The 11,540-nt window shown below is 72.3% G+C and carries 12 protein-coding genes; 4 read left to right on the top strand and 8 right to left on the bottom strand.

Annotation, left to right across the window (positions count from 1 at the left end; translation table 11 throughout):
- Window positions 1–157: 157 nt before the first annotated feature.
- The 4 genes from Voc01_RS34815 to Voc01_RS34800 all read right to left on the bottom strand — a co-directional run bounded on the left by Voc01_RS34815 (window position 158) and on the right by Voc01_RS34800 (window position 3,649).
- On the bottom strand, window positions 158–1,402 hold the full coding sequence (locus Voc01_RS34815) for a tetratricopeptide repeat protein (protein WP_203931887.1): 1,245 nt from the start codon (window positions 1,400–1,402) through the stop codon (window positions 158–160).
- A gap of 33 nt (window positions 1,403–1,435) precedes the next feature.
- On the bottom strand, window positions 1,436–1,657 hold the full coding sequence (locus tag Voc01_RS34810) for a hypothetical protein (RefSeq protein WP_203931886.1): 222 nt from the start codon (window positions 1,655–1,657) through the stop codon (window positions 1,436–1,438).
- 82 nt (window positions 1,658–1,739) lie between these two features.
- Window positions 1,740–2,519, bottom strand: coding sequence for an HAD-IIA family hydrolase (locus Voc01_RS34805; protein ID WP_203931885.1), 780 nt, complete (start codon window positions 2,517–2,519; stop codon window positions 1,740–1,742).
- 17 nt (window positions 2,520–2,536) lie between these two features.
- The gene (locus Voc01_RS34800; protein ID WP_203931884.1) at window positions 2,537–3,649 is read right to left on the bottom strand and encodes a ferrochelatase; all 1,113 of its coding nucleotides are present in this window, start codon (window positions 3,647–3,649) and stop codon (window positions 2,537–2,539) included.
- Between the two features lie 52 nt (window positions 3,650–3,701).
- Between Voc01_RS34800 and Voc01_RS34795 the strand changes: the two genes are divergently transcribed.
- The 4 genes from Voc01_RS34795 to Voc01_RS34780 are packed head-to-tail and all read left to right on the top strand — an operon-like array spanning window position 3,702 to window position 7,764.
- Window positions 3,702–4,058 carry an effector-associated constant component EACC1 gene (locus Voc01_RS34795; RefSeq protein WP_203931883.1) on the top strand — a complete coding sequence of 119 codons (357 nt, stop codon included), beginning with the start codon at window positions 3,702–3,704 and terminating at the stop codon, window positions 4,056–4,058.
- Between the two features lies 1 nt (window position 4,059).
- Window positions 4,060–5,370 carry a YqgE/AlgH family protein gene (locus Voc01_RS34790; RefSeq protein ID WP_203931882.1) on the top strand — a complete coding sequence of 437 codons (1,311 nt, stop codon included), beginning with the start codon at window positions 4,060–4,062 and terminating at the stop codon, window positions 5,368–5,370.
- Window positions 5,360–7,363, top strand: coding sequence for an SIR2 family protein (locus tag Voc01_RS34785; RefSeq protein WP_203931881.1), 2,004 nt, complete (start codon window positions 5,360–5,362; stop codon window positions 7,361–7,363). Before Voc01_RS34790 ends, Voc01_RS34785 begins: the two co-directional genes overlap by 11 nt.
- 41 nt (window positions 7,364–7,404) lie before the next feature.
- A complete protein-coding gene (locus Voc01_RS34780; RefSeq protein ID WP_203931880.1) occupies window positions 7,405–7,764 on the top strand; it encodes an antitoxin Xre/MbcA/ParS toxin-binding domain-containing protein in 360 nt (119 codons plus the stop codon).
- A 20-nt stretch (window positions 7,765–7,784) separates the two neighbouring features.
- On the opposite strand, the gene fabI is transcribed toward Voc01_RS34780, so the two are convergent.
- The 4 genes from fabI to Voc01_RS34760 all read right to left on the bottom strand — a co-directional run bounded on the left by fabI (window position 7,785) and on the right by Voc01_RS34760 (window position 11,463).
- Window positions 7,785–8,552: an enoyl-ACP reductase FabI gene (gene fabI / locus Voc01_RS34775; protein WP_203931879.1), complete on the bottom strand. Its 768-nt coding sequence runs from the start codon at window positions 8,550–8,552 to the stop codon at window positions 7,785–7,787.
- A gap of 15 nt (window positions 8,553–8,567) precedes the next feature.
- Window positions 8,568–9,272 carry a 3-oxoacyl-ACP reductase FabG gene (gene fabG / locus Voc01_RS34770; RefSeq protein WP_203931878.1) on the bottom strand — a complete coding sequence of 235 codons (705 nt, stop codon included), beginning with the start codon at window positions 9,270–9,272 and terminating at the stop codon, window positions 8,568–8,570.
- Between the two features lie 365 nt (window positions 9,273–9,637).
- On the bottom strand, window positions 9,638–10,588 hold the full coding sequence (locus tag Voc01_RS34765) for a VWA domain-containing protein (protein ID WP_203931877.1): 951 nt from the start codon (window positions 10,586–10,588) through the stop codon (window positions 9,638–9,640).
- Complete coding sequence (locus tag Voc01_RS34760; RefSeq protein ID WP_203931905.1) at window positions 10,585–11,463, bottom strand: DUF58 domain-containing protein; 879 nt, start codon at window positions 11,461–11,463, stop codon at window positions 10,585–10,587. Before Voc01_RS34760 ends, Voc01_RS34765 begins: the two co-directional genes overlap by 4 nt.
- Window positions 11,464–11,540 lie beyond the last annotated feature (77 nt).

Raw genomic sequence — 11,540 nt, 5'->3', positions numbered from 1 at the left:
TGGGGCTTCACGTTTGTTCCTCGAACGGCGATCACGGCGGCCGGCACAGACCTGGTGGGCAGATTTGCGGTGACGGGCAGTGGCGGCGGGGGCCGTCCGAGCTGAAGTGTCGGCTTTGCCCAACCTACGACTGCGCGCGAACCTGCGACCCGGGACACTAGCTGCTGCTGCTGCTTCCGCAGCTCGAACCACCGCCGCAGCTGGATCCGCCCCCACAGCTGGATCCGCCGCCGCAGCTGGATCCGCAGCTGGATCCGCAGCTGGCGACGTCGGCGATGTCGGCGCCCGACCCGGCCCGGTGGAACTCGTATGTCGACCGGTGGCCCGCGGCACCGGCCCGCCCCCGGCGCTGCCGTGGCGGCTGGGGCAGCGCCAGGCCGTGGCGCGCCAGCATCCCGGTCAGCTTCCGCTCCAGCGTCTGGCGTTCGAAGGACGTCTGCCGGTCGAGGAACCGGCGCAGCAACGGCGGGTCGACGACCTCGAGGTTCCGCTCCGCCACCGCGACAAGGTCGTCGTACGGCGGGTCGAGCGGACGGTCGGCAGACCGGGAGGCGAACACCGCGTCCAGGTAGGCCGGCGCGATCGCCGGCCGGTCGTGCATCACGCGCTCCGCCTCGTCGGTGCGACCCGCCTGCCGCAGGGCCGCCGCCAGCGCGACGTGCTGAGCGTCGGTTCCCGGCGGCGACGCGTCGATCGTGGCCCGCCACACCGCGGCCTCGTCGTCGAACCGCTGGTGCTCGCGGAGAAGGGCGACGAGCTCGTCGGGAGCGGCTCCGCACGCCGCCAGGTGGGCCCGCCAGGCGACGACCGCACCGTCGAGGTCCCCCACGAGTTCGAGGGTCCGGGCGTACCCGAGGGCACCCCACGACGCGGGGTCGGTCTCGGCCCGGAGCTTCGCCAGGATCCGGTCGAGCACCGGCTGCTCGCGGTCGAGCCCCGCACCGGTGAACGCCGCGCGGATCGGCAGCCGACGGTGCCGGGACGCCACCCCGATCCAGTGGTCGACGGCCTCGTCGGTGCGGCCCCGGTCGAGCAGCAGCCTGATCAGCTGGGCCGACGCGTCCGGGACGGCCACCACGAAACTGTCGACGTGGTAGCGCAGCATGCGCTCGTAGCCGTCGTGGTCACCGCGGTCGCGGACGCGCCGGGCCAACGCGAGGTGTTTTTCGGGGGACCAGGAGACGGCCAGCCGGAACCGCTGGCGCAACTCGCTCGTCGGCCACGGGACCAGCCAGACGACCAGGGCGGTCAGGGCGGCGGCCGCGGGGAAGGCCCACCACCGCCACGTGACCGCCGCCGCGCCGAAGGCGACCACCGCGCTGCCGGCCCACATCCATAGCACCAGCCGGTGTTCGCGCCGGCAGCGTGCCTCGTCCAGCGTCTGTGCCACGACCCCCGTCATGGCGCCCATCATCCACGGTCGATGCGGGTCGGATCAGGTCGCGGTGTCGTGGTAGGTCGCGGCGTCGTGAGACGTGGCGGTGTCGTGGTAGGTCGCGGCGTCGTGGTAGGTCGCCGTGTCGTGGTAGGTCGCCGTGTCGTGGTAGGTCGCGGCGTCGTGGTACGTGTCCAGGGACGTGCCGCAGGCGGCGAGAGTCGGGACGGCGAGCACCGCGGCGGCGCAGACGGCCAGGATCCGGGCCTTCGTCGTGAGCATGGAGATTTCTCCTTCGAGAGGGTCCTTGCGTGCTGTCCGTAAACACGTCGCTACAGCGCGCAAGGTTCAACCCGTCTCGAACTCATACCTCCGGGATCAGATCCGCCACGCTCTCGACGATCCGGCTCGGACGGTACGGGTAACGCTCGACCTCCTCGCGGCTGGAGATGCCGGTCAGCACGAGGATCGTCTCCAGGCCCGCTTCCAGGCCGCAGAGCACGTCGGTGTCCATGCGGTCGCCGATCATCGCGGCCGACTCGGAGTGCGCCGAGATCGCGTTCAACGCCGACCGCATCATCATCGGGTTCGGCTTGCCGACGAAGTACGGCTCGACACCGGTCGCCTTCGAGATCAACGCGGCCACCGAGCCGGTCGCCGGCAGCGCGCCCTCGTTGGACGGGCCGGTGGCGTCGGGGTTCGTGGCGATGAACCGGGCCCCGTCGTTGATCAGCCGGATCGCCTTGGTGATCGCCTCGAACGAGTACGTGCGGGTCTCGCCCAGCACCACGTAGTCGGGCTCGGCGTCGGTCAGCACGTAGTCGATCTCGTGGAGGGCCGTGGTGAGGCCCGCCTCGCCGATCACGTACGCGGTGCCGCGTGGCCGCTGGCTGTCGAGGAACTGCGCCGTGGCCAGCGCCGACGTCCAGATCGACTCCTCCGGAATGTCGATGCCCATGCGGGCCAGCCGGGCGCACAGGTCGCGCTGTGTGTAGATCGAGTTGTTGGTGAGCACCAGGAACGGCTTGCCCGACTCGGCCAGCCGCTTCACGAACTCGGCCGCGCCCGGAATCGGGTGCCCCTCATGAACGAGCACGCCGTCCATGTCGCTCAGCCACGACTCGACCGCTTTTCGTTCACCCATGGGACCAAGCCTCCCGATTACCCGTGCGTACGCCTCGGGATTGTGCAGCAACCCACAGCCGGACAGGCATCCCACACGGGGATTTCGCCCAGCTTTCGCCGTGGCGCACCCGACACGCGCTCGGCGACCAGCTCGACCACCAGGTCGACGAACCTCGGGTCGACGCCCGGGGTGGGCGCGCGGCGCCAGTCGATGCCGAGCCCCGCCGCCGTCTCGGCCGCCTCGTTGTCGAGGTCCCAGATCACCTCCAGGTGGTCGGAGATGAACCCGATCGGAGCCGCGACCACCGCCGTCACCCCCTCTTTCGCCAGCGCGTCCAGGTGGTCGTTCACGTCGGGCTCCAGCCAGGGGACCGACGGAGGCCCACTCCGCGACTGCCAGACGAGGTCCCATTCCGCGACGCCCGCGGCCTCCGCCACCAGCCGGGCCGTCTCCTTCAGCTGGTTGGAGTACCGAAATCCGCCGGCGCTCTGCTGTTGGCGCTCGCCTCCGCGAGCGCGGGCCCCGGGGCCTTCCGGGTACGGCCTTCCCTCGTCGGTCCGGTCGCTTCGCTCCCTACCCTCCTCAGTCCAGACCGCACCCGCCCCGGGGCCGGCATGCGTATCCATGGTGGTGGGGATCGAGTGGGCCGTGAACACCAGCCGCGCGCCGGGGGTCATCGCGGCGCGCACGCCGTCGGCGAACGGCTCGATGAAGCCGGGGTGGTCGTGGTAGTGCCGGATCTTGTCGATCTCGGGAGCACCGTCGCCCACGGCTTCGCGGGCCTTCGCGATGTCCTCCCAGTACTGGCGGCACGAGGAGTAGCCGCCGTACGGGCTGGTGACGAACGCGATCGCCCGGCGCACGCCGTCTCCCCGCATCTTCTCCAGCGTGTCGGCGAGCATCGGGTGCCAGTTGCGGTTGCCCCAGTAGATGGGCAGGTCGAGGCGCCCGTCGAGCGCGGCGAGCAGGGCGCGGCACTGGTCGTTGATCGGCGAGACGCCACCGAAGTGCCGGTAGTGCTCGGCCACCTCCGCGAGCCGTTCCGGGGGCACGCCGCGGCCCCGGGTGACGTTCTCCAGGAACGGGATCACGTCGTCGGGGCCCTCGGGCCCGCCGAAGGAGAGCAGCAGGAACGCATCGTAGGTCACCAGGCCATTTTGGCCGACCACTATGATCGATGGCTTCGTATCCCCTCGAATCGTGACGAGGTACGCCTTGCACATCCGGGTGAGCATTCCCGACGACGACGGCGCCGAGGCGCGGGACCTGTTCCAGTGGCTGGCCGCGGAGCCCGCGGTCCGCACGGGCGGCGCGATGACCGCCGAGCAGAGCGAGCCCGGCGACGGCCAGATGACCGGCGGCGTGCTCGAAGCGATCCTGCTCGTCGTCGGCAGCGGGGTGTCGCTGGCCCAGCTGTTCGTCGCGATCGCGTCGTGGCGGGCCACCCGGCCGCGGCCGTACCGGGTCACCGTGGAGCTGCCCGACCGCACCATCGCGATCGAGACCGCCGACCCGGACGAGGCACTCGAGATAGCCCGACGGCTGGAGTCCGACTAGCGTGGCGCGGCTCGCCGACCCGGCCGCCTCCCGGGTCGTTCTCGTCGGCGGTGCGCGGTACACGCACCTGCGTGCGCTGCCGACGGTCGCGAACAACGTCGACGAGCTGGCGGCGATCTTCACCGATCCCGAGCTGTGGGGACTGCCGGCCGGGAACTGCACGGTCGTGCGCGACCCGCAGTCGCCGCAGGACATCGACACCGCGCTGGCCGCCGCGGCCGGCAGCGTGCGACCCGACGGGCTGCTGCTCTTCTACTTCGCCGGGCACGGGCTCATCGACCCGCTCACCGGTGCGCTGCACCTCGCCGTCACCGGGACGAACCGCAACATGGTCCACTCGACCGCGACCCCGTTCGAGTGGGTGCGCCGCTGGTTCCTCAACGCTCCGGCCGGTGCCCGCGTGGTGATCCTCGACTGCTGCTACTCGGGCCGGGCCACCGAGGGCATGGGCGAACCGGCCGCGATCGCCGACGAGGTCGAGATCGACCGCACCTGCGTCCTGGTCGCGGCGCCCGCGAACCGCACCGCGCTGGCACCGCCGGGCGAGCGGTTCACCGCGTTCACCGGGGTGCTCATCGACGTGATGCGCGCCGGCCTGCCGGGCGGACCGGCCCTGCTCGACATGGACACCCTGTACCGGCGCGCCGAGCAGACGCAGCACGCCCGCAACCGGCCGCTGCCGCAGCTGCGGGCCCGCAACGGCGGCGAGCGCATCCCGCTCGTCCGCAACCTGGCCGCCGTCGCCGGTGCCGGCGACGAGGAGACCGAACCGCCCGCGCCACCGCCCCGCATCCCGCTCCCCCGGCCCGGCGACGTGTTCACCCCGACCGACGAGCTCGACTACGACGAGGAGACCGGCGGCCCGTACGGCCCGGTCGCGGTGCTCGCGTACGACCAGCGCCTCGGCGCGCTCGGCGTCCGGCTGGGCCGGCCGGTGCAGCGTCCGCCGGGCGACGTGCTCGGCGACCGCCGGCTGGCGACCGCACTCGGACCGGCCGAGGTGCGCGACGGCGGCCCGGTGTCGGGCGTGGTGCTGGTGGTCGCCGAACTGAAGCGGGGTGCGCGCGGCATACCGGGTGCGCGGCGGCTGTCCGGATCGCTGGTGACGCTGCCGCTGGGCACCGAGCCCGGCCTGGTCGCCGAGACGGTCCGGCGGGCGTGGGTGTTCGTCGGGTACCTCGGCTGGCGACCGGGGCAGCTGGAGGCCGAGCTGGCGCAGCGGGCGCTGGTCCCGTCGCCGGAGCCGCTGACGAGCTGGCTCGACCGGCAGGCGGACCGACCTCTCGACCGGCGGAGCGACCATGACCGGTGAAGCGGAACTGATCGAGCAGCTGGTCGCCGCGGCCGGGCGGCAGCGGCGGATCGCGTTCGTGCTCGGCTCCGGCGTCAGCCAGCCCGACGTGCCGGGCGTCGCCGGCCTGCTCGATCTCGCCGACCGGTTCGTCGCCGACCGCGGCGAGCACCCCGACCTGGTCGAGGCGCTGCGGCGGGCCCGGACGGCCAGGAAGCCGGTGGAGGTGTACATCGCCTACCGGCGCGCGTTCGCCGACTGGGTGTCGGCGCAGGAGTTCGACGTGGTGATGCAGCACGCCGTGCTGAACGCCCACGACCAGGAGCCCACACAGTGGGAGCGGCTGAGCTTCCAGCGCGCCGTCCAGCTCGAGAACGACCTGCGCGCGTGGACGCTCCCGCCCGGCCTCGCGGCGCTGGGCGCGCTGCTCGCCCGCGGCCCCGGCCGGTTCAACTTCCGGGTGTTCACCACGAACTTCGACCCGCTCATCGAGATCGCGATCCGCCGGGCCGGCGGGCTGGCCCGCAGCGTCGCGATCAACCGGGACGCGATGATCCCCGACCCGCGCGTCGACGGCATCACGGTGGTGCACCTCAACGGCTTCTGGCGGCCGTTGACCGCCACCGACGACCGGTCGGCGCTGCACGACCCCCGCGAGCTGACCGCCGACCGGCCGCTGCTCACCACGTCGCTGGCCGAGCACTTGCGGGAGGAGACGGTGTGCCTGGTCGGCTACGGCGGCTGGGACGACGCCGTGACCGACGCGCTCCGCGGCCTCGCCGCCGACCGCAGCGTCGACGTGCTGTGGGCCGAGCACGGGCTGCGCGTCGACGCGCAGCCCTACGGGCCCGGCCCGCTCGGTGGCGGCAAGCCCGTCGTCTACTACGAGGGCGTCGACAGCAACCGGCTGTTCCCGGCGCTGCTCCGGGCGATGGACAGCGCACCGGCGCCGGCGGTGTTCGCCGCCCCTCCGCGGGCGGCGCCGGGCGGCCACCGCGTGCGGCAGCCGATGCTCGAGGAACTGATCGGCGCGCAGCGCTCGGCCGGTGAGCTGCTGCGGGAGCTCGACCGCGGGTTCGGCTGGCGGCTGGAGGGCGCGCACCGCACCATGACGCCGGAGCTGCTCTACTGGCCGGTCCAGCTGCGCCAGACGAACCTGATCCACACGGTGCAGGCGCTGGTGGCGGCGAGCCTGTCGGCGTCGGGCATGCGGGTGGTGCTCTGCGTCGACGACCTCAACCCTCCGGCGCACGCGACGGCCTTCCGCGAGAACCTGGTCGGCGACATCCGCCGGTGGTTCGGGCTGATCGTGGGCGCCCGGCCGCCGCTCGTGGTCGCGCTGTCGGAGTTCCATGAGCCGGGACGCGTCGCGGACCGCCTGTCGGACCCGGAGCAACTGCTACGGCCCACGAACACCTGGGCGGTCGAGCACGAGTACTACCGCGTCCACAACCTGTACGACGTGCTCCGCGCGATCCGGGCGATCCCCGACTCCACCGGCGCCGACTCGATCGCCGCGCGGCTCGGCACCACCCGGGCGGACCGGCTGCTGAGCCCGCCGGCGATCTGGGCGCACCTGCACCACCTCCTGCTCACCCAGCCTCCCGAGACCGTCGTGACCCTCGGCGGCGACGAGGAGACGCTGATGTGGAAGCTGTGGCAGGCCGTGTGGCCGGAGCCGGTGCGGCACCTGTACAGCCCGCGGCTGTCGCACGTCGGTCACGACGCCGACCTGTTCACGGCGAGCAGCTTCGTCGAGGTCCGCGACCGGCTCGACCGCACCTGCGAGCACCCCGGCTGGGACGCGGAGGGCCACTACCTGCACTGGCTGGTGCACAACGCCATGCTGCTGGCGGCCGACCTGCGCGGCGAGCCGCTGCCGATGGTCGGCGACCGGCCGCTGGAGACGTGGGACCAGGCCACCGCCGCGATCCGCGACCCCCGCCTGCGCGACCGGGCGCTGACCGCGATCGCCCGGGAGGTGTCGACGCTGTTCCTGCACGAGCCGGCATAGGTTTCTGTCGCTTGTCGCGCCGCGGACGTACGCTCGGAGGCATGACGCTGTTGGGGGAACCCGGGGCCGCGACGACGGAGCAGCCCGCCCTCACCGCGGTGCGCGACGAGTGCGTGGCCGCCCTGGGCACCGACCTGGTGGCGTACCTGCTCGGTGCCGGCTCGGTCAGTGACCTGCGCACCTGGCGGATGGGCGAGGCCCTGGCCACCCGGGCCGGCGAGCTTCGACTTCGCGCCGCTCACGCGGTCCTCTCGCAGTTCAAGGACACCGAGCACGCGCGGGCCTGGCTGCGGCGCCCGAACGCCGACCTCGACGGGCAACCGCCGGCCTCGGCGTTGCGGGTGGCGACGACGTGGCGCGGCGTGGTGCCCGTGATCGAGGCGGCCGAGCTGCCGACCTGAGCCTGCGCGCGGCGCGCGCCTTACGCGCCCAGGGCGTGGAAGCCGCCGTCGGCGTGGACGATCTCGCCGGTGGTGGCGGGGAACCAGTCCGACAGCAGCGCGAGCACGGTCTTCGCCGCCGGCTCCTGGTCGGTGAGGTCCCAGCCCAGCGGGGCCTTCTCGACCCATGGGTCCTCGAACTCCTTGAACCCGGGGATCGACTTGGCCGCCATCGTGCGCAGCGGACCGGCCGACACGAGGTTGGCGCGGATGCCCTTCGGGCCGAGGTAGCGGGCGAGGTACCGGTTGCAGGACTCCAGGCCGGCCTTGGCGACGCCCATCCAGTCGTAGACCGGCCAGGCCACCGTGGCGTCGAAGGTGAGGCCGACGATCGAGCTGCCCCGGTCCATGAGCGGGAGGCAGGCGGTGGCGAGCGCCTTGTAGGAGTAGGTCGACACGTGCACGGCGGTCGCCACGTCGTCCCAGGGTGTCTCGAGGAAGTTGCCGCCGAGGGCGCTCCCGGGCGCGAACCCGATCGAGTGGACGACCCCGTCGAGCCCGTCGAGGCCGTGCTCGCGGACCTTGTCGGCCAGGCCGTCGAGGTGCTCCTGGTTGGTGACGTCGAGCTCGATCACCGGCGGCGGGTCGGGCAGCCGCTTCGCGATGCGCTCGACCAGCGACAGCCGGCCGAAGCCGGTCAGGAGCACCTTCGCGCCGTTCTCCTGCGCCAGCTTGGCCACGGAGAACGCGATCGACTGGTCGGTGATGACCCCGGTGACGAGCAGTCGCTTGCCCTCGAGAAAGCCCATGTGTGACGTCCTTCCTCAGTGACCCATGCCCAGGCCGCCGTCGACCGGGATGACCGCTCCGGTGACGTAGGCGGCCGCGTCACCAGCGAGCCAGGTGACCGTACCCGCGATCTCGTCGGCGGTGGCCATCCGTCCCAGCGGGATGTTGCCGAGGATCTCCTTCTTGCGGTCCTCGCTCAGCACGTCGGTCATGTCGGTGGCCACGAACCCCGGCGCGACGACGTTCGCCGTGATGTTGCGGCTGCCCAGCTCCCGGGCGATCGAGCGGGCGACACCGACCAGGCCCGCCTTGCTCGCCGCGTAGTTCACCTGACCGGCGCCGCCGGACAGGCCCACCACCGACGAAATGAAGATCATCCGGCCCCAGCGGGCGCGGAGCATCTTGCTCGCGGCCCGCTTGGCGACGCGGTAGGCACCGGTGAGGTTCGTGTCGAGGACCCGCGTGAACTGCTCCTCGTTCATCCGCAGCAGCAGCGTGTCGTCGGTGATGCCGGCGTTCGCGACCAGCACCTCGACCGGTCCCAGCTCCTTCTCGACGGTGCCGAACGCCGCGTCGACCGCGGCGGCGTCGGTGATGTCGCACTCGACCCCGAACAGGTCGCCGGGCGCCTTGGTCCCCCGGTGGGTGACCGCGACCCGGTCACCCTGCGCGGCGAACGCGTTGGCGATCGCGAGGCCGATGCCCCGGTTACCGCCGGTGACCAGTACTGTGCGCGCCACAACGCCTCCTCGGGTGTCTGCCGCCGGAACCTTAGCAATGGCCCGGCGATGTGACTTCACCGGTTGGTGGGGCTAGGATGTCCGAGGCTTTCAGGCCCCTGTGCCCGCTACGACTCTTGGAGGTGATCGCTGTGCGAGATAGCGATCCTCCCAGTCGTGGCCGGGCCCCATCCTCGTAGAACTGTCGCCGCTCCCCTTTCGGGCCTGCGACTGCCCGGTCACGACTTCACGTGTGCGTTCCGTTTCGCTTCACCACGCCACGAGGAGTTCGTCATGACCCGTTACCTCGCACCACTCGGATTCGCGCTGGGCGCTGTCTGGGTCTGCTACCTGTTCTTCCTGGTCTCCTGAGCGCTTCCGGGCCGTTACGGAAGCCTGCTGGTCCACAGCAGGCTGAGCCCGGCGGCGGCCAGGGCGAACAGCAGCGCCGCGCCCACGTACCACTGCGTGACCTCGCGCGGCTTCGTGCGGTACCCGATCGAGCTGCCCATGTCCTTGTAGACCTGCTTCAGCTCCTCGGCCGTCGCCGCCTCGTAGAACAGGCCCTTGGTGCTCTCGGCCAGCCGCTGCAGGGACTGCCGGTCGACCGGCACCCGCTGCGTCTGGTTGTTGATCCGCACGACGCCCTCGTCGGTGCCGAACGCGATCGTCGACACGGGGATGTTCGCGGCCGACGCACTCGCCGCCGCCTCCTCGATCGACCGCCCGTAGGTGCGGTAACCGTCGGACAGCAGCACGATGCGCGCCGGCGGCAGCTCGTTCGCGCCGTCGGTGGGCACGCCCCGGATCGCGTCGAGGCAGGCGTACACGGCCTCGCCGGTCGCGGTGGCCTCGGCGAGCTGGAGCGCGTCGATCTCGGCGAGCACCGGCGCGCGGTCCTTCATCGGCGAGACCTTCACGTTCGCGGCCTTGGCGAACGTGACCAGCCCGAGGTTGTAGCCCTCCGGCAGCTGCCGGACGAAGTCCTTGGCCGCCTGCTTCGCGGCGTCGATGCGGGTGGGCGCCACGTCGGCGGCCTGCATCGACAGCGACACGTCGATCGCGAGCATCACGGTGGCCCGCTCCAGCGGTTCCTTCGTGTCGACCGACGGCCGGGCCATGCCCATCGCCAGCACGGCGAGGCTCGCCAGGAACGCGCCGGCGGCGAAGTGGCGCTTCGCGCCCAGTCCCCGCGGGACCAGGTGCCGCAGCAGGTCGACGTTGGTGAACTTCATCGCGTACTGCCGCTTGTGCAGCTGCCGCCACACGTACGCGCCGGCGATCACCAGCACGGGCACGATGGCGAGCAACCACCAGGGTTCCAGGAATCGGATCATCGAGCGGTCCCCCTCGTGCGTGCGTGCCGCTGGGCGGCGACGAACCGCACGATGTCGATCAGCCAGTCGGAGTCGGTGCGTAGACGTAGGTGCGCGGCGCCGGCGGCGCGTACCGCCGAGGCTATCTCGGCCCGCTGGGTCGCCGCGGCGTGTGCGTACTTCGCCCGCAGCACGGGGTCGGCGGTCTGTACCTCGTGCACGCGGCCGGTCTCGGGGTCGGCGAAGACCATGACGCCCACATCGGGCAGCTCCAGCTCCCGCGGGTCGACGATCTCGACGACCAGCAGGTCGTGCCGCACGCCGAGCTTGCGCAGCGGCCGCGCCCACTCGTCGACCGGGGTCATGAAGTCGGAGATGACGACGGCCTGCCCGCGCCGGCGCGGGGGACGGTTGAGCGCGTCGACCAGCTCGCCGAGGCTGGCCCGGCCGGCCCGCGGTTCGATGCGGGCGATGCTGCGCAGCAGTCCCTGCGCGTCCTTCCGCCCGGGCCGGGCGGGCATGCGGGTGATCGCGGCGGAGGTGCCGACCACCGCGCCGATCCGGTTGCCGCCGCGCACCGTGAGGTGGGTGACCGCCGCGGCGGCGGCGAGCGCCAGGTCGCGCTTGAGGTACTTCGCCGTGCCGAAGTCGAGGCTGGCGCTGACGTCGATCGCCATCCAGGTCTCGAGCTCGCGGTCGGCGGTGGTCTGCCGCACGTGCGGCATCGTGGTGCGGGCCGTGACCGGCCAGTCCATGCGGCGCACGTCGTCGCCGGGCCGGTACTCGCGCGACTCCCCCGCCTCGGTGCCCGGACCCGGGAGCAGGCCGAGGTAGTCGCCCTGCAGCAGCCCGTCGAGCTTGCGGGTGATGAGCAGCTGCAGCCGGTTGAGCACCAGCTCGGCCCGTCCGGAGTCGAGCCCGACGGCGCCGTGGGTCTCGGGTTCCGGCTCCTGCCGTGGGGCCTTCCGGTTGA

This window comes from Virgisporangium ochraceum (assembly GCF_016863655.1).
In the GTDB taxonomy this organism is placed as follows: Bacteria; Actinomycetota; Actinomycetes; order Mycobacteriales; family Micromonosporaceae; genus Virgisporangium; species Virgisporangium ochraceum.
Note: the sequence above shows the minus strand (reverse complement) of the source record. Positions and strands in the feature narration are given on the sequence as shown.